The organism is Streptomyces sp. NBC_00019 (assembly GCF_045041015.1).
In the GTDB taxonomy this organism is placed as follows: domain Bacteria; phylum Actinomycetota; class Actinomycetes; order Streptomycetales; family Streptomycetaceae; genus Streptomyces.
Genome location: NZ_CP108302.1, coordinates 1,844,268 through 1,864,249, shown reverse-complemented (window position 1 = coordinate 1,864,249; position 19,982 = coordinate 1,844,268). Strand labels below are relative to the sequence as shown.

Annotated in this window: 16 protein-coding genes; 6 read left to right on the top strand and 10 right to left on the bottom strand. The window is 71.8% G+C overall.

Going from position 1 to position 19,982, the window contains the following annotated elements; genetic code table 11:
• Window positions 1-5: 5 nt before the first annotated feature.
• The 4 genes from OHU89_RS08980 to OHU89_RS08965 form a co-directional block, all read right to left on the bottom strand.
• Window positions 6-1,127 (bottom strand): zinc-binding dehydrogenase, encoded by a 1,122-nt coding sequence (locus OHU89_RS08980; protein WP_405641519.1) that lies wholly within the window; start codon window positions 1,125-1,127, stop codon window positions 6-8.
• Window positions 1,124-1,939 carry a phytanoyl-CoA dioxygenase family protein gene (locus OHU89_RS08975; protein WP_405641517.1) on the bottom strand — a complete coding sequence of 272 codons (816 nt, stop codon included), beginning with the start codon at window positions 1,937-1,939 and terminating at the stop codon, window positions 1,124-1,126. Before OHU89_RS08975 ends, OHU89_RS08980 begins: the two co-directional genes overlap by 4 nt.
• A 52-nt stretch (window positions 1,940-1,991) precedes the next feature.
• The gene (locus OHU89_RS08970; RefSeq protein ID WP_405641515.1) at window positions 1,992-2,183 is read right to left on the bottom strand and encodes a hypothetical protein; all 192 of its coding nucleotides are present in this window, start codon (window positions 2,181-2,183) and stop codon (window positions 1,992-1,994) included.
• 224 nt (window positions 2,184-2,407) lie between these two features.
• Window positions 2,408-3,301, bottom strand: coding sequence for a LuxR C-terminal-related transcriptional regulator (locus tag OHU89_RS08965; protein ID WP_405641513.1), 894 nt, complete (start codon window positions 3,299-3,301; stop codon window positions 2,408-2,410).
• Between the two features lie 321 nt (window positions 3,302-3,622).
• Here OHU89_RS08965 and OHU89_RS08960 point away from each other — a divergent pair, with 321 nt between their 5' ends.
• The 4 genes from OHU89_RS08960 (at window position 3,623) to OHU89_RS08945 (ending at window position 10,586) form a co-directional block, all read left to right on the top strand.
• Complete coding sequence (locus tag OHU89_RS08960) at window positions 3,623-4,609, top strand: hypothetical protein (RefSeq protein WP_405641511.1); 987 nt, start codon at window positions 3,623-3,625, stop codon at window positions 4,607-4,609.
• 106 nt (window positions 4,610-4,715) lie between these two features.
• Complete coding sequence (locus tag OHU89_RS08955; protein ID WP_405641509.1) at window positions 4,716-6,554, top strand: HSP90 family protein; 1,839 nt, start codon at window positions 4,716-4,718, stop codon at window positions 6,552-6,554.
• Window positions 6,555-6,556: 2 nt separating this feature from the next.
• Window positions 6,557-9,523, top strand: a complete 2,967-nt coding sequence (locus OHU89_RS08950) for a hypothetical protein (RefSeq protein WP_405641508.1) — start codon at window positions 6,557-6,559, stop codon at window positions 9,521-9,523.
• Between the two features lie 187 nt (window positions 9,524-9,710).
• Entirely contained in the window at window positions 9,711-10,586 is an 876-nt protein-coding gene (locus OHU89_RS08945; protein ID WP_405641506.1) for a DUF3592 domain-containing protein, read from the top strand.
• On the opposite strand, the gene OHU89_RS08940 is transcribed toward OHU89_RS08945, so the two are convergent.
• From OHU89_RS08940 to OHU89_RS08925, 4 genes are read right to left on the bottom strand one after another with little or no spacing between them, the layout of a single operon-like run.
• A complete protein-coding gene (locus OHU89_RS08940; RefSeq protein ID WP_405641505.1) occupies window positions 10,579-11,823 on the bottom strand; it encodes a CHAT domain-containing protein in 1,245 nt (414 codons plus the stop codon). The two genes, OHU89_RS08945 and OHU89_RS08940, sit on opposite strands and share 8 nt — an antisense overlap.
• A gap of 17 nt (window positions 11,824-11,840) precedes the next feature.
• Window positions 11,841-13,484, bottom strand: a complete 1,644-nt coding sequence (locus OHU89_RS08935) for a hypothetical protein (protein ID WP_405641504.1) — start codon at window positions 13,482-13,484, stop codon at window positions 11,841-11,843.
• Window positions 13,485-13,487: 3 nt separating this feature from the next.
• Entirely contained in the window at window positions 13,488-14,696 is a 1,209-nt protein-coding gene (locus OHU89_RS08930; protein WP_405641503.1) for a hypothetical protein, read from the bottom strand.
• The gene (locus tag OHU89_RS08925) at window positions 14,696-16,057 is read right to left on the bottom strand and encodes a hypothetical protein (protein WP_405641501.1); all 1,362 of its coding nucleotides are present in this window, start codon (window positions 16,055-16,057) and stop codon (window positions 14,696-14,698) included. Before OHU89_RS08925 ends, OHU89_RS08930 begins: the two co-directional genes overlap by 1 nt.
• 113 nt (window positions 16,058-16,170) lie before the next feature.
• Here OHU89_RS08925 and OHU89_RS08920 point away from each other — a divergent pair, with 113 nt between their 5' ends.
• Both OHU89_RS08920 and OHU89_RS08915 read left to right on the top strand, forming a co-directional pair.
• Window positions 16,171-16,596 (top strand): hypothetical protein, encoded by a 426-nt coding sequence (locus OHU89_RS08920; protein WP_405641499.1) that lies wholly within the window; start codon window positions 16,171-16,173, stop codon window positions 16,594-16,596.
• Window positions 16,597-16,727: 131 nt separating this feature from the next.
• Window positions 16,728-16,871: a hypothetical protein gene (locus OHU89_RS08915; RefSeq protein WP_405641497.1), complete on the top strand. Its 144-nt coding sequence runs from the start codon at window positions 16,728-16,730 to the stop codon at window positions 16,869-16,871.
• Window positions 16,872-16,961: 90 nt separating this feature from the next.
• Here OHU89_RS08915 and OHU89_RS08910 read toward each other — a convergent pair whose 3' ends face one another.
• Complete coding sequence (locus tag OHU89_RS08910) at window positions 16,962-18,485, bottom strand: aldehyde dehydrogenase family protein (protein WP_405641495.1); 1,524 nt, start codon at window positions 18,483-18,485, stop codon at window positions 16,962-16,964.
• A 133-nt stretch (window positions 18,486-18,618) separates the two neighbouring features.
• Complete coding sequence (locus OHU89_RS08905; RefSeq protein WP_405641493.1) at window positions 18,619-19,920, bottom strand: GAF domain-containing protein; 1,302 nt, start codon at window positions 19,918-19,920, stop codon at window positions 18,619-18,621.
• Between the last annotated feature and the right edge of the window lie 62 nt (window positions 19,921-19,982).

Sequence of the window (19,982 nt, the reverse complement as noted above, 5' to 3'; positions counted from 1 at the left end):
CCCCGTCAGAACCGGTCGCCGCCGGCCAGAACTGCCTTCATCACCGAGCCGCCGGCGACGGCCGCCAGCGCCTGCCCGTGGTCCGCCAGCGCGTACTCCGTCACGAGGTCCGCCAACGCGAACCGGCGCGTCAGGGCGGGCAACAGCCGTACGTACTCGACGAGATGGGCGCCGGTGAACGCCCAGGAACCGACGACGTCGAGCTGCCGGTACACGATCTGGTGCGGATTGATCAGGGTGTCGCCGCTGTCGGTGTACTGGCCGACGATCAGGTACGAGCCTCCGCGCCGGGCCAGCCCGAGGCCCTGCCCGACGGCTCCGGGCACTCCGGTGCACTCGACGACGAGGTCCGCGCCGGCCCCGCCCGTGAGCCGACGGACCTCCGCGAGCGCCGTGTCGGTGTCGGCGGCCTCGACCAGATTGACGTGGTGGTCGCCGATGCCCGCCCGTGCCGCGAGCTCCAGCCGCTGCGCGGGGCCGCCGACGAGGATCACCCGGGCGGCTCCGGCGAGTTGGGCGAGCGCGGCGGCGGCGAGACCGACGGGACCGGATCCCTGGACGACGACCGTCTCACCGACGCGGACCGGCCTGCGCTCGTAGAAGGCGTGCACCATGGTCGGTCCCGCGCAGGCCAGCGACATGGCGGCCAACGCCCCCACCCCGTCGGGGACCTTGACCACGGTGGTACCGGGGTGCAGCACGATGTGGTCGGCCCAGGACCCGGCGAGCGGATACGCGCCGGTCGCGGGCCGGTTCACCCCGTAGGTGCGGCGCCGCTCGCACAGTGTTGGCTCGCGGTGCAGCCGGCAGGGCGGACAGGTGCCGCAGGCGAGCGAGGACGCCCACATCACCTCGTCGCCGGGCGCGAGTGGAGCGCCGGAGGCGTCGAGATGGGTGCCGGGGGAGAGGGTGTGCACGGTGCCGAGCCCCTCGTGGCCCAGGACCAGGGGCACCGGTACCGGCAGGTGCCCCTGCTGGAGGTGCAGATCCGTACCGCAGACCCCGCCGTACCGGCCGGCGACGACCATGCCGCCCTCGGGCGGTCGCGGCAGCTCGAAGTCGCGCAGGGCGAGCGGGTGTCCGAACTCCTCGAGCACCACGGCACGGCTGCGTCCGCGCTCGGTCACACCGCCTCCCCGACGCCCGCGAGAACGGGTGCGTCGTCGAGGACGCGCAGGGGGGTGGTGTCCCGGCAGACGACATAGTCCGGCCGGGGCTCGCCCAGCGGCCGGGGCTCGTTGGTCACGTCGTTGTACGTGAGGATCAGCAGCCTGCGGTCGAACGGCGACATGTTGGGCGCGGAGCCGTGGACGATCTCGGGATCGAAGAAGATCACCGAACCCGCGGCGCCCTTGGGGCTGTCCATGCCGTGCTCGGCGGCGAGCGCCACCATGTCGGCGGGCTTGAGCGCGATGTCGTCGGGGTCCAGGTGCTGTGCGGACCTGGCGTCGGACTGCGTGCGGCCGCTGCGCACGAGACCGGCGCGGTGCGAGCCGGGCACGAAGATGACCGGGCCGTTGAACTCCGTGACGTCGTCGAGGAAGACACCCACGTTCACCAGGCGCGGTGCGGGCAGGTTGTCGGCGATGCGCCAGGCCGCGAAGTCCTGGTGCCAGGCCCAACCGCCGCCACCCATCGCCGGCTTCGCGTTGATCTTGAATTGGTATATGTAGACCTCCGCCCCCAGCAGCCGGCGCACGGGCCCCAGGACTGCCGGGTGCCGCACCAGGGCCGCGAACTCCGGCTGCCGTCGGTGAGAGGCGTACACCGCGCGGACAGCGCGTCCGTCGTCCTCGACGATGCGGTGCTCGCCGGGTATCTCGCCGTCCCGGCGGAAGGACTCGCGCAACGACTCCACCTCGTCCGGGGTGAACAGGGAGTCGACCACGACGAATCCCCGGTCCCGGTATTCTCTTTCCTGCTCTTCACTGAGAAGCATCTGTCTCCCGCCCCACATTCATTTTCTCCTCGTCCCGGTGCGCTTCGTGGTGTCAGGGCGTGGGCGCCGGCCACGAGGTGTCGAGCAGAACGGCCGACGGCTGGGCGGCCCGTACGTCGGTCGCGGCGGAGGATCCGGAAAACGTCGGAGTGGCCACGGCGAAAATGGCCAGAGCGAGCCCGAAGGCCGCCATCCACGCCGACTTCTTGCTGTTGTTCTTGGTGCGGCTCTTGCACTGATCCACGGCAGGCGTCCCTTTGTCTGTCGTACGAATCTTTCGCTCGAAATGCTGGCCGACCGCCGCATCCGCGTCCAGGGATTCGGGTTGACCTCGTGCGGCCATGGCCACTCCAGGTCACCCCTGCCTTTGATGGCCGGCGCGCATACGGAAGACCCCGGCGACCCAGTGGGCCGCCGGGGTGCGGCGGAGGTGAGAGGAGGTGGCGGGGGAGGGGAGGTGAGCGCGCGTCAGTCGTGCGGGGCGGCGTCCAGCCAGCCGCGGGCCGTGGCCTCGACACCGGCCTGGAAGCGGCTCTCGCAGTCGAGCCGACGCATCAGGTCGGCGATGAGCCTGCGCAGCGTACGCGGTGAGACGCCCAGGTCGCGGGCGATGGCCTCGTCCTTGAGGCCCTTGGCCATGAGCCGCAGCAGGGCCTGCTCGCGGCCGGTCAGCCGGTCGCCGCCGCTCTCCTCGTCCACCTCGTCCTCCCCCTCCACGGCGCCTTCGACGGCAGGAGTGAGAGGGACGGCCTCATGGTCCCAGAGGTGATCGAAGAAGCGGGTCAGGATCTCCAGGAAAGCGCCGCATTCCAGACGTAGGGCGGATCCTGCCTGTTCCATGGAAGGGGTCGACACCAAAGCCACCCGCCGGTCCGCGATAACCAGCCGGGCGGGAAGTACCGCGGCGATACGGACATTTGCCCCCGCGCTCTCCAGATCCCGCAGATGGGCCGGTCCGAACGAGGTGCGCAGCATCGCCGTCAGATGCATGGAACGCATGGCGACACCGCGGTCCAACAGTTTCTTGTTCCGGACCCGGCCTTCCGCGAGCCGTTCCGGAGAAATGGGAATGCCGGGATGCATTCCGATCACCTCGGAACGGGCCAGACCCACTGCTTCTTCCAACGCGCGGGATATCTCCGCCGAACCGTTCAGAACGGTCGCCTGGGCCGGATCCGGCTCGCCGACGCGGGCGACCGCCAACTGCTCGACGATTTCGGAGAAGAGGCTGCGCGCGTGCTGCACTTCCGAGAAATGCCGTTCGAGAGAACGCTGTTGGGAGTCGAGCATCTCCCTGAGGGCCACTTCGGGGGACGGGACCACGTTGTCCTGACACGCGTCTGTGCAGTTCTGTCGGTGCATGTCCGCCCCATCGCCGAGCCCCCCAGCTCACGGCGACGGTGACGTGATGCTCCGTGGGCCCGGCTGCCTCGCCAGGCCCTGCGTAACCATAGGGTTGCCCCCAGGCATCCTCAAGGGGTCGTCTTGTCATACGAGATGGAACGTGTCACTCCGGCCCTGACGATCATCTTCCCTGGCCAGACGGCCTTCGCGGGTGTGGCGCATGCGGCTTGAGCACCGTGTCCGGACCTTGAAGCAACGGTGAAAACCCTGTGGAAGCGGTGTCGGTGGGGCCCTTTATGCTGCACCGGACGATCACGCGGGACCAGGGGAGGGCGCGGCATGTTGGGCAAGCTGTTCGGGAGAAGTACGGAGAGACAGGCGCACCCGCATGCCCTTCCGCCGCGCAAGCAGAAGCACGGGACGTACGCGTTGCGCGCGCTGGGGGACGCTCGGGTGCTCGCGCTGGTCGAGGCGGCCGACGCGGGTGACTGGGCGGCGGTCAAGGCGGCGCTGGCCCCCTTCGACCTCGGCCGCGAGCAGGCGGTCCTGGGGCAACTGACCGATGTGGACGGTGTGGAGGAGTGGATCGTCCGGGCCGCCGAGGAGGACAAGGACGACGAGGAGCTCCGGGCGACCGCCCTGCTGATATCGGGTGCGCGCCATGTCGCCTGGGGCTGGGAGGCACGCACGTCCGCCCGTGCCGTGGACGTGGGCCGCGAGCAGTGGCAGACCTTCTACGAGCGGTTGCGCATCGCCGAGGAGCATCTGCTCGAGGCCGCCGAGCTGAGGCCCGGCTGGGTCACACCGTGGCGCCATCTGCTCACCTCGGGACGCGGCATGTCCGTCGACGACAGTGTCCAGGAGGCCCGGCTCGCGGCGGGTCTGCGCCGTGATCCGCTGAACCTGGACATCCATCTGGAGTGGGTGTCGCACCTGCAGCCTCGCTGGGGCGGAGAGCCGGGCCAGGCCCTGGAGTTCGCCCAGAAGGCCTTCGCCGCCGCGCCCGACGGGCACCGTCTCGGCTGTGTCATCGCCATGGCACGTATCGAGGAGTGGGTGGAGTCCGATGACCGCGAGTGCCTGCAACAGCCGCGGATCCGGGCCGAGTTGAGAGAGGCCGCGGAGCGCAGCGTCCTGCATCACGCGTACGAGCGCCGCCTGGGCTGGCAGGGCGACTACAACATCTTCGCCATGGCCCTCTCGCTGGCGGGCAGCAGCACGGCCTCCAATGTCTTCCGCGAGCTGGAGGGTGTGATCACCCAGTGGCCGTGGACCTTCATGTCGGACCCCGAGAAGGCGTACGCGCGCTTCCGCAAGGCCTTCTGAGCCACCGGCCATACCGGCTGCACCGGCCACGCCGTCAACGCCCGTCTCCGGCCGGTCCCGCGGACCACCGCCCACCTCTGCCGCCCCCTCGACCCCGGACTGCCTCATGCCCCTGCGCGACACCTCCGCCCACCAAGCCGCCACCGACCGCACCTTCCAGGTCGACCTCCGCGGCCTGGTGGACCTCCTCTCCCACCACCTCTACTCCAGCCCCCGCGTCTACCTGCGCGAACTCCTGCAGAACGCGGTCGACGCCCTCACCGCACGGCACGCCATCGACCCCCACGGCGCCTTCGGCATCCGCCTGTACGCGGACGGCTCCGTCGTACGTGTCGAGGACGACGGCGTCGGTCTCACCGAAGACGACGTGCACACGTTCCTCGCCACCATCGGGCGCAGCAGCAAGCGTGCCGAGCGGATCGCCGAGCAACGCGCCGACTTCATCGGTCAGTTCGGCATCGGGCTGCTCTCCTGCTTCCTGGTCGCCGACGAGATTCATGTCCTCAGTCGCTCCGCCCGCACTCCCGACGCCCCCGCCGTGGAGTGGCGAGGCCGTGGAGACGGCAGCTACACCGTCCGCACCCTGCCCGCCTCCGCGCGTCCCCGGCCCGGCACCACCGTCACACTGACGCCGCGCGCCGATGCGGGAGAGTGGACCCGCCCGGCCCAGGTGCACGCCCTGGCCCGGCACTTCGGTTCCCTGCTGCGCCATCAGGTGACCTTCGACGACGGCACGGGAGGCGAGAGCGCACCGGTCAACCCCGAGCCCGCGCCCTGGTCGCGTACGTACCCCACACCGGGAGCCCGCTCCCGCGCCCTGGCCGCGTACGGCGAGGAGGTATTCGGCTTCACGCCGCTGGACACCATCGAACTGGACCTGCCAGCCGTGGGTCTGAAGGGCATCGCGTGCGTGCTGCCCGAGGCGGTCCCGGCCGGGCGCCGGCACGGCCACCGGGTGCACGTCAAGGGCATGCTGCTGTCCGAGCAGGCCGAGGAGATCCTGCCCGAGTGGGCGTTCTTCGTCCGTTGCGTCGTCGACGCCGAGAGCCTGCGCCCGACGGCGTCCCGCGAGTCCCTGTACGAGGACGACACGCTCGCCGCCGTCCGTGACGCCCTCGCCGAGCGGCTGCGCGCATGGATCGCCCGGGCCGCCGCCAGCGACCCGGACCTGCTCCACCGCTTCCTCCAGGCCCACCACCTGGCCGTGAAGTCGCTCGCGGTGCACGACGACGAGATCCTGCGGATGCTGCTGCCCTGGCTGCCGTTCGAGACCACCGACGGTCACTGCACTCTCGACGAGTTCGCGCGCACCCACCGCACGGTGCTCGTGACGTCGAGCGTGGAGGAGTTCCGACAGGTCGCGGCGATCGCCTCGGCGGCCGGACTGGGCGTCGTCAACGGCGGCTACACCTACGACCGTGAACTGGTCCACCGGCTGCCCGAGATCAGGCCCGAGGTCAGCGTCGCCGACCTCGACCCGGCGACCCTCACCGCTCATCTCGACCCCGTCGACCGGGAGACGGAACTGGCCGCCGCGGCCTACCTCGCCCAGGCCCGCGACGCCCTGTCCGTCTTCGACTGCGACGTCGCGCTGCGCACCTTCCAGCCCGCCTCCGCACCCGCCCTGCTGGTGGACAGCCGCGAGGCCCGGCACGAGCGCACCCGCTCCCAGCTCGCCCGGGAGCAGGAGGGCGGCCTGTGGGGCGACATCCTCGGCGCCCTGCGCCAGGAGGCGCCGCGGGCCCAGCTGATCCTCAACCAGCTCAACCCGCTCGTCCGCACCGCCGTCACCATCGACGAGCCCGAGCTGGCCCGCACCAGCGCCGAAGCCCTCTACGGACAGGCCGCGATGCTGTCCCGGCGTCCGCTCAGGCCCGCCGAGTCGAGCCTGATCAACCGCTCCTTCCTCGACCTTCTCGCCCACGCCCTGCGCAAGGACAGCTGACGATGCCGACCGCACCCCTTCCCCAGAACACGGACGAACTGTTCCAGGCGCTCCAGGAGAACGACCGGCGCCCGTACGGCCGTACCCGCACCGTCACCGCCGAGGAACTCGTCGACGCCGCCGAGCAGTTCGATGACCCCGCCGTCCTCGTCCACGCCCTCCTCGAACTCCAGGAGGCGTACACCTACGGCTCCGAACCCCGGAAGTCGCCCGTCGTCTTCGCGCGTCTGCTCACCCTCTTCGACGAGCAGCCCGACGTCTTCGACGAGCGCCTGCGCCACATGCTGTTCTGGCGGTTCAAGTGGGTGGCCCACGCCCTGCGCCAGCTGCCCGAGATACCCCTGACCAGCCTGCGCCAGTGGCTGACGGAGATGCGCGACCGGTACGAGAAGGCCGACCTCGGCCTCCAGCCCTACTACGGACAGGCGTACCAGCTCGCCGTCCACGTCGGCGAGGACACCACCCTCGCCCACGAGTTGTGGGCGAGCCGCACCCGCACCCGGCTCAGCGACTGCGAGGCCTGCGAGATCTGCCAGCGCGCCCGGTACCACCTCAGGGCGGGCGACGACGAGCGGGCCCTGCGCGCCTGGGAGCCCGTTCTGGCCGGGAAGGAGTCCTGCAAGGAGGAGCCGGCCCGCTCCGCCTCGTACGCGCTGCTGCCCCTGCTGCGTACCGGCCGCACCGACCGGGCCCGCGAACTGCATCTCGTCGGCTACCGCGCCTGCCGCCGCAACCCCTCGATGTCCGAGGAGGTCGGCCGGCACCTGGAGTTCTGCGCGCTCACCGGCAACGAGGCACGCGGTCTGGAACTGCTCGCCGAAAACCGGAACCTGTTCGACGAGGTCGACTCGCCGCTGGACCAGTTCGGCTTCCTCACCGGCGTGGAGGTCCTCCTCCAGCGCGTCGAAGTCCTCGGCCACGGCGAACTGCCCACCGTCGGATACGCGGGCCGCACCTGGACGGTGTCCGGTCTGCGCGCCGAGGTCCGCAAGCGTGCCGACGACCTGGCCGCCCGCTTCGACACCCGTAACGGAACCACGGCCCACGGCGACCGCCGCAGGGCCCGTCTCGACCAGGCCCCGCTCCTGGACGCGCTGGAACTGACCCTGCGCCCCCGCAGCCTCGACGACGCGGCCCCGGCCGCCCTGGTCACCGCGCCCGTCGCCCGTACGGCCGCCGCCGTCCCCGACGCGCTGCCCGAACTCATCCTCAGGGCGCGAACGGCGGAGGAGGAGGGGCACCCGGACGCACATGCCTGCTGGGCGCGGCTGCGCACGCTCGCGGCCGCACGTGACTACACCCACCCCGACGACCCGGCCGTGGGCTCGCTCGTGCGCCTGCGCGCGGACCTGCTGGCCGACGAAGGGAACCGGGCGGGCGAGAAGGACGAGTTCGCCGACGCCGCCGCCCTCCACGAGGAGGCCGCGGCGCTGTACGACGACGCCGGACTGCCGGGTCACGCGGCGCTCGCCCGCGCCTGCGCCCTGCTCGCCACCGCCGAGATCCCCGCGGAGCGGGCCGAGGGGGAGAGCGACGAGGGGGAGAGCGCCGACGGAGCCGAGGCGAAGGCCGCGGCGCTGACCGCCGCGCACGCGTCCATCGTCCGCCTCCATGAGGAGACGCCCGGACTCGCCCCGTACCAGGAGGCCCGCGTGCTGCGGCTGCGGGCGACGGCGCTCGCCCTGCGTCTGCAGACGTCGGGCAGCGAGGACCATGTCGCACCGGTCTTCGCCGAGGTGGACGCGCTGCACGCGTTCGCCACCCGGCACGCCCTCGACGGGCAGATCTCCGGCGCCCTGCTGCTGCGGGCCAGCACCCACGCCATCTCCGGCAGCCTGCCCACCGCGGTCACCGAGATCGACGCGCTCCTCGACCGACTGAAGGCGCAGGGCCCCGCCTGGCACCTGCCCCGCACGCTCGGACTGCGCGGCCGGTTCCAGTTCGGCCTCCAGGACGCGCAGGCCGCGCACACGGACCTGTCCGAGGCCCTGCGACTGGCCGCCGAGTGGCCCGCCGACACGGTCGACACCGCCCGCCTCCACGGGGATGTGGCCCAGGCCTGTATGTACCTGGGCCGCCCCGACGAGGCGCTGCGGCACCTGACGCGCTCCGCGGAGCTGGAACTTCGCCGCGGCAGCCGGACGGACGCGTTCTGCACCTACAGCAACGCCGCCCAGCTCAGCCTCGACCTGGGCCGTGTCGAGGACTGCATCGCGCTGCTCGACTCCCTGCTGGCCGAACCGGACGTCACCGGCGGCGAGCTGAACGACCGGATCGTCGCCCAGCTGCGCCTGACCCGCGCCCGCGCGCTGCACACGGGGGAGGACCTCAAGGCCGCCACGGCGGAGTTCGTCACCCTGTCCGCCGAGTCCGCCGGATGGGACGACGACCCGGGGAGCCACGCCATGATCGCCGCGGAGACCGCCGTACTCCTCGGCGAGTCCGGCGAGTTCGAGCGGGCCCGCGAAGTCGCGGACCAGGCACTCGCCGCCCACGCCCGGGCCCCGCGCTTCGAGCACCTCAGCAACTCCCTGCGCGAACTCGCCCGCCTCCAGGCCCAGCAGCAGGGCCCCGACGGCCTGACCGACGCGCTCGCCTTCCTCACCGACGCGGGCCGCGTCGCCGACGAGGCCCGCGCCGCCGCGTACGAGACCCAAGGCCGCTCCCTGGACACCGCCCTGGCCTACGAACACGGCCGGGTCAACGCCTACGCCGGCGAGTACGACGACGCCCTCATCGCCCTGGACAAGGCCCTCGCCCTGCTCGGCGAGCCGGGACGGGACGACGACGCCGGCGAATGGGCCGAGTGCGTCCGCCTCGCGGGCGCCGTGGAAGGCCTCTACCTGGAACGCCCCGCCCCCGCCCTCACCCGCCTCGACGCGGCCGTCTCCCACCTGACCGCCCTGGGCCACACCGAGGAGACCGAGTCCTTGACGTCCTTGGTGGCCCGGCTGCGCGACGAGGAGTGACGCGAAGGGCGCCTGCCGGGGGAATCTTCCCGGGGCAGGCGCCCTTGCCGGTCGTCTCTTCGCCGCCCGCGTGGTGGCGGCTGTCCATGAACCACGCGCCTCGCGTCGGCCGGCCGGATCGAGAGAGATGGCCGGCCCGGCCCGAACCTGGGATCGGTAGGAGTCCCGGCAGCGAGAGCCTCGCCGCATGGACCTGCAGAAGATGCTCGGGCTGTGGTGGACGGTGCCCGCGGGGCTGGCGTTGGTGGGTTATGCGTGTTCACTGGCCGGGCTGACCCGGCCGCAGCGGGCGGTGTGGGTGACGGCTCGGGTCGTGGAGGTGCATCCGCCGGGACACGGTGAGTCGGGGAACCACGGGATACCGGTGACGATCGTGTACCAGGACCCGGGCACCGGGCGGGAGTTCAGGCTGCGGCACGAGAACAAGCGTGGCGACCGGGTGCAAGTGGCCTGGGTGGGGCAGGAGTTCCCGGTCCGGTTTCCGCGGCGGCGGCCGGAGAGGTTCTATCTCATGCTGGACAGCGAGGGGCGGATGTCCGGGACAGGTGGGCCGACCTGCATGGTTTTCCTGCTGGTGTTGGGACTGGTCGTCCAGTCGTTCTTCGTGTGGGGCTGGCAGTGGGGGCTGATCTGCGTCGGTGGCCTGTCGCTCCTCGTCGCCGCGCTGAGCCGGGACGGCGAGGTCGCCCGCGCCCGCGCCGCCCAGCTGGCCGAGGGCGTCACCGTCCAGGGCCGCGTGGTCGCCGTCACCAGGGACCTCTACTCCGACGGCGAAGGCGGCGAGAGCGTCAGCCACGCTTCCGTCGTCGCCTTCACCACCCACGAGGGCGTCGAGGTCACCGCGCTGTGTGCGCAGGGCATCCGGGACGTCGCCAAGTCCCTCGGCCGTGACATCCCCCTCCGTTACGCGCCCGCCGACCCGTCCCTCCTCACCGCCGAGCCCGACCACGAACGCCGTGAGCGCACGTCGCAGATCAGGTTCATCGCCACCCTGCTGGTCACCGGGATCGCCGCGATCGGGGTGGGCGGTTACTGCCTCCACCACCCCTGGCCCCTCACCTGACGATGCAGGTCAGGGCCGCCCAGAGGAGGGGCGAGTGCTCGATCCGGCCGTCGGCGCGCCACTGGTCGAGCTGCTGTCGCTGCCAGGCACCGAGATGGCGGACCGGGTCGTGGTCCTCGTGGGCCGCGTCCACGGCGACCACGGCCTCCGTGAGTGGCCGTACGGACTGAGGCAGACCGGCCAGACGATGGAAGGCGAAGCTGGTGGGGAGCACCCAGCGGGTGGCGGTGACCAGTTGGGCGCCGTTGTGGATCATCGCCGTCGCCAGGCCGAAGGACTCGGCGAAGCGGAGATCGCCGCCGCTCTCGCAGGCGATCAGCGCGACGCGCGGCGGTGCGGGCCAGAGTTGAGCGCCCGGCACGCCGTCCGCGCGCAGCGGGAGCGTGCCCAGGAGAAGGTCCTTGGCGGACAACGGGCGGTGGGTGCGCACCGGTTCGGTCATCCCCGTGGTCTCCGGGCCGCAGCACAGGTGGAGGGTGACGTCCTCGCTCTGCCCGCCCTCGACGGGGGCGCCGCTGACATGACCGACGTACAGCAGGCGACTGGCACCCTTGCGCAGCGCCTCCCCCAGCCAGTCGCGGTCGAGGTCGGTGCGGCGGAAGGCCTCGGCGGGGCTGGCGACGGACGGTACGACGGTGCCCGCGTCGAGCCTTCGCTGTACGAGGGACAGCATCGCCGGGTCCGAGCCGGGCTGCCCCAGGACCGAGCCGAGCGGGGAGTCGGCGCGGAAGCCGGGGACGCGGGGGTCCAGGACGAGAACCACGGCGTCCGAGTCCGGGTCCTGATCGGTCGGGGTGGTGCCTGCCCGTCGTAGCGATGCCGGTGCCGTGGTGGCGATGTCCACGAGGTCGATCAGCCGTACGTCGCTGTCCTCACCGTCCACGACGAGCAGCTCCCACGGGACCTGGGCGACCCGGGGCGACGGCTGGAGCCGCATCAGCGGACGGCCCAGGTGGGCGGATACCTGGCGGATCTGGTCGGTCAGGCCCGGCGGCCACAGCACCTCGGCCAGCATGCGGGACAGGCGGCGCTCTTCCTCGTACGTGGCCAGCGCGCCGGACTCGAACACGCGCCGCATGCCTTCCGTGCCGCCGCCCGGCAGTTCGGCGGCCAGCGCGCGGATGGCCTCGTCCACGTCCTGCCCCGGGGTGTATCCGGTGCCGAAGCCGCGGGCCCCACGGGCCCACGTCCAGGTCATGTGCAGGTCACCGGCGTCGGCGAGGCGGACCTGGACCACCGGACGGTTCGGGTCGGTCAGATCGTCGGCGGACAGAACGGCACCTCTTCCTCGCTCACGATCCGCCGGTGATAGCGGAATTGGGCTGCCTGGACATACTCCTGGAGCGCGGTACGGCCGCCCGCCTCCGCCGACATCACGATCTTCGGTGGCGGTGCGACCCGCAGGCCGACGGAGGCGGCGGCCTCGGCCGCGATGCCGCCCAGCGTCAGGGGAGCGCCGTCGTCGGGGGCGTACGTCTTCATGGCGGCGTCCGGGAAGATCGCCGCCGTCTTGTCGGCGGTGGACGTACGGCTCAGCGCCAGGGAGGCGCCCGCGCACCGGTGTTCCACCAGCTCGAAGATCAGCCCTTGGTCGTTGCTGCGGAGGGCCAGGCGGAAGACCAACTGCATGGCTTCGTCGGCCAGTTGGAGCCACTGGCTGCGGGCGTGGGCGGTGGCGAAGTCGTAGCGGGCCGCTTCCAGCGTCAGGGCGGCGGGCAGGGCGAGGGAGAGCGCGTCGGCGAGCGAGGTGCGTTCGTGGACGCCGTGGTCGGTCCGGTTCAGGTTGTCCTCGAGGGTTCGCGCGAGCATCAGGTCCACCTGGGCGCACCGCTCGTACACCCCGCGCTCCTGGTACACGTCCCGCGCGCCCTGGGCGAGCCGCTTCATCTCGTCGATGTCGCCCCGCTCGTACGCGTGCCGGGCGCCCATCAGCATGGTGTCGGCTGCGGCGATCGCGGCACCGACCTGCTGGAAGCGGGCCAGGCTGGACGCCGTCAGAGCGGCAGCGCCGGCCGCGTCCCCGCGGTGTGCGGCGATGGCGGCACGGGCTTGTTCGCAGACCGCCAAGTCCTCGGCCTGGCCCTGCCGTTCGAAGATCTCGGCGGCCTCCGCGTACAACTCCTCCGCGCGGTCGAGGTTGCCGGCCTGTAGCGCCGCGTACGCCCGGTGGGAGAGCACCTGTTGGCGCCCCGCGTGGTGGCCCAGCCTCAGATAGGCCTCCTCGGCGCGGGCGAAGTAGTCCTCCGCCTGCTCGAACCGTACGGTCGAGGCGCAGACGACTCCCAGACAGTCCAGCAGATACGGCTCGGCGAGCGGCGCGTCGGTCAGCAGCGCGGAGGCCAGTTCCTCGGCCGCGCCCCACGCGCTGCGGTCCATCAGCAGATGCACCCGGCTCAGGCCGATCTCGGCGGTGCGCAGCCCTTCGAGGTCGTCGAACTCCGACAACAGGGCCGTCGCCTCGTCCATCGCCTCCTGCGCCTCGTCGAACTGCCCGGTCCTGCGGAGCAGTTCGACCCTGGCCAGCAGTGTTTTCAGCAGGACCTCCTGCCACAGCCGGCGGCCGTTCGGTCCCATCGGCACGGACGCGATGCCCCGCACCAGGTCGAGGGACCGCCCGATGGACAGGGCCGCCCCGGGCAGATCCGTGGCCGCGAGCTGAACCGTCCCGATGTCGGACAACAGGTGCCCGCGCAGAAGTCGTACGTCGGGAGAGTCCTCGAACGACTCGGCCAGGGCGAGGAGTTCGCCGTAGACAGCCAGCGCTGCCGGGAGATCCGGCGTGAATTGATGGCGTTCGGCGCGCGCGAAGCCGCTGTCGAAGGGCTCGCCGTAGCTGAGCCCCGCCGCCTGTTCTTCCTGTTCCGCTGCGTCTTGCGGGTCTTCCAGGTCTTCCGGCATGGGCTAGAAGTCCTCCTCCACGGCAGCGGCAGCCGCGATCTCGGCGAGGAACGGGTCCGGGTGTGCGGCCTCGCTGTCGTGCGGTGCCGCCGCGACGCTGAGCCGGTGCCGCGCCAGGGCTCGTACTGCCTCACGTGCCGCAGCGTCATCGGCGCCCGGTCCCGGGTCGAACCCCGGCAGCAGGATGCCGACTTCGATGTCCGGTGTCGTCGAGGCCGGGATGTCCAGGTCCGCCCGGCCGGTCCACATGTCGTCCCGCCTGGCCAGCGGAACGCGGTTCGGCGGGCCGCCGTCCACGTGGACCTCCGCCGCGAGGTGCACCCCGCCCACGGGGGCCGCGATGTCGGCGACGACCTCGACCTCGATCCGCCGCCCGGCGCCGAGCGCGTACGCCGTCCAGGACACGGCGTCCTCGGCCGCGTCGACGAAGCCGGGAGGATAGCGGCACCAGTCGTTGGTCCCCGAGCCCCGGGCGATCACGCGGCCGGTCGCGGTGCGGTGACTACCTGCCGCGAGGGCGAACTCCTGTTGCCGTACGAAGAGTTCGGCGAGGTCGAACGGCGTGGCGGTCGGCCTCTGGTCCCGTTCCAGGGCCGACCGGAGGCGCCGTAGTGCCTCCCCGTCCAGCCCGACGCTGTCGGCCGCGTCGTCGATCAGCCGTAGGACACGGTCCAGTTGGCGAGGCGGGGCCGGCAACTGCCGCCAACGGAGCAGCGGGTCGAGCGCGGCCAGGTGCTCCTCCAGCAGTGCGGTACCCTCCAACTCCCCTGACTCGTCGAGGAGTTGCTGGCATTCGTGGGTCAGTGCGGCCAATTCAAGGCCCAGCACGTCCGGTTCGAGCGCGGGAATCCCGTCCAGGTACGACGTCGGCCACCAGCGGGCCGCCCAGTGCCCGAGGGCGAGGCGGGCGGCACTTTCGGCGAGGGCGGTCGACTGCTCGGACAGCGTCAGCTCGGCGGCCGGGGTTCCCGACGCGACGGCGTCGACTACGGCGGCCGTGTGCTCGCCGTAGACCGTCCACAGCCACTGCTGGGCCTCCCCCACGTCGTGGATCTCCGCTGTCGGCAGACCTGTCGGGCCGAGGACGGGCCAGGTCAGGACGGCCCCCGCGACGTCGAGAACGGCCCGGGTGAAGGGGGGACCGGCGGAGGGTCCCGCGATGCGTACGGTGCCGTCCTCGGCTCGCGTGATGACACAACGCCGTTCAGGCATCACGCACTCCTCGGCTCGGCGGCGGGCTCGGCGGCCACCGACAGGGTGCGCAGTGCCGTACGGACTCGTGCGCGGTGGTCCATCATCACCGAGCGGGTGACCCCGTCGAGCACGCCCCAGGCCGATGCCGCGTCGGGCAGTGCCGCGTCGCGGACGTCGCGCCCGTGCAGCCGTACCCAAAGGCGCCGCATGTAAGCGGCCCAGGGGGTGCGCAGGTCCTGGGCGAGGGCGTTCAGCACGCCGCCGTCCGGATCGGGGCGGGGGGAGACGGTCATCCTGCGGGCTCGGAGGACCGAAGCCTCCCGCTGCCAGCGGCTGTTGACGATGCGGTGTGCCGCCGTCGACCCCGCCACGGAGGTCCCGGCGCCCAGCGGATCGAGGCCCACCGCGAGGCGGCCGCCGAGCACGACGGTGACGCGCAGGCTCTCGTCGTACAGGCCCAGCGGGGCGCAGCTGCGGTCGACCTCCCGCCGGACGAGCTCCGGCACGGTCGGCAGTTGCTCGCGGTGGGCCGACGCCTGGAGCACGGTGAAGAGCCGTTCGAAGAGCGTGCGGTCGAACGGCGCGGGGAGTGTGGCGGTCGAGGCGCTCCGGCCGACCTCGGGGCGCGGGGGCACGCGGTGCGCGGTCAGTCCGAGGTGCGGGGGTACGTCGGCGCGGTCCCAGACGTCGGCCGGGTGCGCCGCCCACAGGGCTCGCCCGAGCAGGCCGCCGTGCCCGGCCCGGACCATGGCGGCGAAGGCCGGCGCATCAGCCCCCGCCGCACCGCAGGCCTCGAGAACCTCTGTCGCCAGGCCCGTATCGGCGGCGCCCGGTACCGCCTCGCGTCCGTCCCACGCCGCTGCCAGCTCGGCGTCGAGCCGGGCGCGCCGGGCGGTGTCCGCCAGATGCTCCTTCAGCGCCTCCACCGTCCGTCCGCCGTAAGCGTCCACGACGTCTTCGAGTACCGCCCTCGCCACCGCGTCCGCGCCGGGTCCCGGCGCCCCGTGCTCGGTCGCCAGCTCGAAGCACCGCTGGAAATACAGGTCCTGGGGGTTGCCCGCCACGATCCCCAGTGCCCGGCGGGTCTTCTTCAGCAGCGTGAACCACCGTGCCGTCGCTTCCAGAACCGCACCGGACTCCCGTATCAGCGCCTCGAGTTGCTCCGCCTCCCGCGCGTCGAGGAAGTCGGCGGCGAGCTCCGGACGCAGCGCGGGCCGGACGATCAGCGGCAGCACGATCAGCTTGACCGTCCGGGTCAGCGGCGCGCCACCGGGCCCGCTCAGCGCCTGGGGGCCCGGCCCGAGGCCGCGCCAAGCCCTGTCGATGACCATGGCGCGCGGACGGCGCTCGCCGGTCGACGGCCGGCTCGGGATCGGCATGGGCAGAGCGTACGTCTTGGGGGAACTGGTGGTCGAACCTGGGATCGGTAGGCGCTGCCCGCCTCCTAACGTCCACACCACCAGGCAGAACGGACCGGAAGGGCAGGCACAGCATGGGAATCTTCGGCAAGGGCAAGAGCCGCTTGGAGAAGGCCGCCAAGATCGTGGAGCAGGTGGCCGGCGGCAAGGGTTTCTACGGCCGTATGACGCGCGCGACGCTCGGCGGCGAGGACTACGCCAAGCTCCAGCAGTCGCTCGGCGCGTACAACTCCGGTGCCACTGTGCGGCAGTTGCTCGCCATGGGCGTACCGACGGTCCCCGCCGTCGTCGTGTCGATCAGCGATACCGGCAAGCTGGTCAACTTCGACCCGGTCGTCGACCTGGTCCTCCAGCTGGCCGGGGTCACCGCCGACCCGTTCACGCTCCAGACCATCGTTTCGAAACTGCGCATCCCCCGCGCCGGTGATCAGGTACTACTGATCGCGGACCCCGCCAACCCCGGTGGTTACCTCTACGCGGGAGACGGAGAGACGCCGTGACGACACCGCGTACGAGGTGTTGCCGCCACTCCTCGCCCTAGGACCCGGAGCGGCTCGACGCCTTCGGGGTTCCGGCGATCGCGGAGATCACCGAGCTGACCGAATGGGACACCGGGGACGACGGCGGTGCCGTGGTCGTCCTGCGGGTCAGCGGGCCGGGCTTCCCGACGTTCGAGGCCACCTGGAAGCGCTCGCAGCATCCGGCCCTGCGTGTGGGGCTCCGCCTCGACGCCGTGGTCGACCCGTCCGGGGGCCTGTTCCGTGTCGTGCTGTGAAGCCACTGATCCGGCGGACCTCCACGGGACGCCACATCGTGTCGGGTTGCCCGGAGCGCAACGATGCCTCCAGGCAACCGACTTCCGGCTCTAGAAGAACCCGAGTTTCTTCGGACTGTAGGAAACGAGCAGGTTCTTCGTCTGCTGGTAGTGCTCCAGCATCATCTTGTGTGTCTCGCGGCCGATCCCGGACTGCTTGTAGCCGCCGAAGGCGGCGTGTGCCGGGTAGGCGTGGTAGCAGTTGGTCCAGACGCGGCCTGCCTGGATGGCGCGGCCGGCGCGGTAGGCGGTGTTGATGTCGCGGGTCCAGACGCCTGCTCCGAGGCCGTACAGGGTGTCGTTCGCGATCTTGATGGCGTCGTCGAAGTCGTCGAAGGAGGCCACGGAGACGACCGGTCCGAAGATCTCCTCCTGGAAGATCCGCATCCGGTTGTCGCCCTCGAAGATGGTCGGCTGGACGTAGTAGCCGCCCTTCAACTCGCCGTCGTACTCGATGCGTTGGCCGCCGGTGAGGATCTTCGCGCCTTCCTGCCGGCCGATGTCGAGGTAGGAGAGGATCTTCTCGAGCTGGTCGTTGGAGGCCTGGGCGCCGATCATCGTGTCGGTGTCCAGAGGGTGGCCCGGCTTGATCAGTTCGGTGCGGGCGACCGCCGCCTGAAGGAACTCGGCGTAGTTGCCGCGCTGGACCAGGGCCCGGGACGGGCAGGTGCACACCTCGCCCTGGTTGAGGGCGAACATGGTGAAGCCTTCGAGGGCCTTGTCGCGGAAGTCGTCGTTGTGCGCCCATACGTCGTCGAAGAAGATGTTGGGCGACTTGCCGCCGAGTTCGAGTGTGACCGGCTTGATGTTCTCGGAGGCGTACTGCATGATCAGCCGCCCTGTCGTGGTCTCGCCGGTGAAGGCGACCTTCGCGACGCGCGCGCTGGACGCGAGCGGCTTGCCCGCCTCCACGCCGAAGCCGTTGACGATGTTGACCACGCCCGGCGGCAGCAGGTCGGCGATCAGGCTCATCCAGTAGTGGATGGACGCCGGGGTCTGTTCGGCCGGCTTGATGACGACCGCGTTGCCCGCGGCGAGGGCGGGGGCGAGCTTCCACACCGCCATCAGGATCGGGAAGTTCCACGGGATGATCTGCGCGACCACGCCGAGCGGTTCGTGGAAGTGGTACGCCACCGTGTCGTCGTCGACCTCGCCGAGCGAGCCCTCCTGCGCGCGGATCGCCCCCGCGAAGTAGCGGAAGTGGTCGATGGCGAGGGGGATGTCGGCCGCCAGTGTCTCGCGCACCGGCTTGCCGTTCTCCCAGCTCTCCGCGACGGCCAGCGGCTCGAGATACGCCTCCATACGGTCGGCGATCTTCAGCAGGATGTCGGAGCGCTCGGTCACCGACATACGGCCCCACGCCGGGGCGGCCGCGTGTGCCGCGTCGAGCGCCCGCTCCACGTCCTCCGCCGTGCCGCGCGCGACCTCGGTGAACGGCTGCCCGTTGACCGGCGAGGGGTTCTCGAAGTACTGCCCACGGGCCGGCGGTACGTACTCGCCGCCGATGAAGTGGTCATAGCGCGCCTGGTAGGAGACGATCGCGCCCTCGGTGCCGGGCGCCGCGTAACGGGTCATGCTGGTCTGCCTCCCTGCAGCAGCGCTGCCCGCCGTTGGGCAGCTCTCTGCGCGAGGCTAGGGACGCGGACGTTGCAACTACGTTGCCGTCGGCCTCAGGGGCGAGGCCGGAGCGCCTCCGTTGCCGTCGGCCTCAGGGGCAGGGCCGGAGTGCCTCCGGTGCCGCAACTCCCCGGCGTCGTACGCCCGGTGCCGACAGCTCCGACTCCAGGGCCGCCAGGCGCGAGCGCACCGCCGCCGTCGGACGGGCCGCCACCAGGGCCCGCCACACCTCGAAGTCGTCCTCGCCCCAGGGCGTGTGCGCCCAGTCCGCCAACAGGTCCGGGTCGCGGCGGGCGATCAGCGCCGTACGGAGGCCGTCGGCGAGCCGGCGCCTGAGGCGCACCACCGACGGGGCCTGGGAGGCGGGCAGCAGCGGACCGGAGTACGCCGTCGCCGCCGCCGTGACCGCACCGGTCTCCAGCCGCCGCTCCACGACGGAGACATCGGACTCGACCGGCACGGTGAGCCGGTAGGGGCGCGAGGCCAGCAGGCCGGGGCCGAGCACCCTGCGCAGCCGGGCCAGTTCGGCGCGCAGTGTCACCGGCGTCACCGACTCGTCCTCGTACAGCGCGCACAGCAGCTCGTCGCCGGTCAGCCCCTCCGGATGGCGGGTCAGCAGCACCATGATCTCGCTGTGTCGGCGGCTGAGCCTGATCCGGCGGCCTCCGGTGAGCAGCTGGGCCTCGTCACGGCCCAGCGCGGTCAGCTCGGGGAGGTCGGCCGCGGGCATCTCCGGGGCGAGCAGCGCCAGATGGGACTCCGCGGCCCGGGCGACCGCCTGGACGAAGCCCAGACTGTGCGGATGCGCGAGCCCGTCCCCGCCGGTGATGTCCACGGCACCCAGCACCCGCCCGGTACGGGGATCGTGCACCGGAGCCGCCGCGCAGGTCCACGGCTGGACCCGCCGGATGAAGTGCTCGGCGGCGAACACCTGCACCGGCCGGTCGAGGGCGACCGCCGTCCCCGGCGCGTTGGTCCCGACCGCGGTCTCCGCCCACCGCGCCCCCGGCACGAAGTTCATCAGCCCCGCCTGCCGCCGGGTCGACGCATGCCCTTCGACCCACAGCAGCCTGCCGTGCGCGTCGCACACCGCGAGCAGATGCTCCCCGTCGGCCGCGAACGTGCCCAGCAGTTCACGGAACAGTGGCATCACCCGGGCCAGCGGATGCTCCGCCCGATAGACACCGAGGTCGCCGTCCATGAGCTCGACGCTCGCGCTCCCGTCGGGCCCGACACCGGCCCGCGCGGAACGCCGCCACGAGTCCGCCACCACCGGGCGCACCGGCCGCGGCACGGTACCCGCCTCGGTGAACGTCTCGTGTGCGCGGCGCAGCATCCGCGCACGCTCGGCGGGGTCGGCCCCCGGCTCCAGGGCCACCCACGGATCGGTCACTCGGCCTCCCCGAAAGGCGATGCGGCTGGAGACATCGTCACTCCCGGTACGCGCGCGGACAA

Bases quoted from the DNA above. Each gene is read 5' to 3' on its own strand.
- OHU89_RS08975 (WP_405641517.1), bottom strand. From the start codon at position 1,939: ATGCTTCTCAGTGAAGAGCAGGAAAGAGAATACCGGGACCGGGGATTC.
- OHU89_RS08965 (WP_405641513.1), bottom strand. From the start codon at position 3,301: ATGCACCGACAGAACTGCACAGACGCGTGTCAGGACAACGTGGTCCCG.
- OHU89_RS08960 (WP_405641511.1), top strand. From the start codon at position 3,623: ATGTTGGGCAAGCTGTTCGGGAGAAGTACGGAGAGACAGGCGCACCCG.
- OHU89_RS08955 (WP_405641509.1), top strand. From the start codon at position 4,716: ATGCCCCTGCGCGACACCTCCGCCCACCAAGCCGCCACCGACCGCACC.
- OHU89_RS08950 (WP_405641508.1), top strand. From the start codon at position 6,557: ATGCCGACCGCACCCCTTCCCCAGAACACGGACGAACTGTTCCAGGCG.
- OHU89_RS08945 (WP_405641506.1), top strand. From the start codon at position 9,711: ATGGACCTGCAGAAGATGCTCGGGCTGTGGTGGACGGTGCCCGCGGGG.
- OHU89_RS08935 (WP_405641504.1), bottom strand. From the start codon at position 13,484: ATGCCGGAAGACCTGGAAGACCCGCAAGACGCAGCGGAACAGGAAGAA.
- OHU89_RS08930 (WP_405641503.1), bottom strand. From the start codon at position 14,696: ATGCCTGAACGGCGTTGTGTCATCACGCGAGCCGAGGACGGCACCGTA.
- OHU89_RS08925 (WP_405641501.1), bottom strand. From the start codon at position 16,057: ATGCCGATCCCGAGCCGGCCGTCGACCGGCGAGCGCCGTCCGCGCGCC.
- OHU89_RS08920 (WP_405641499.1), top strand. From the start codon at position 16,171: ATGGGAATCTTCGGCAAGGGCAAGAGCCGCTTGGAGAAGGCCGCCAAG.
- OHU89_RS08910 (WP_405641495.1), bottom strand. From the start codon at position 18,485: ATGACCCGTTACGCGGCGCCCGGCACCGAGGGCGCGATCGTCTCCTAC.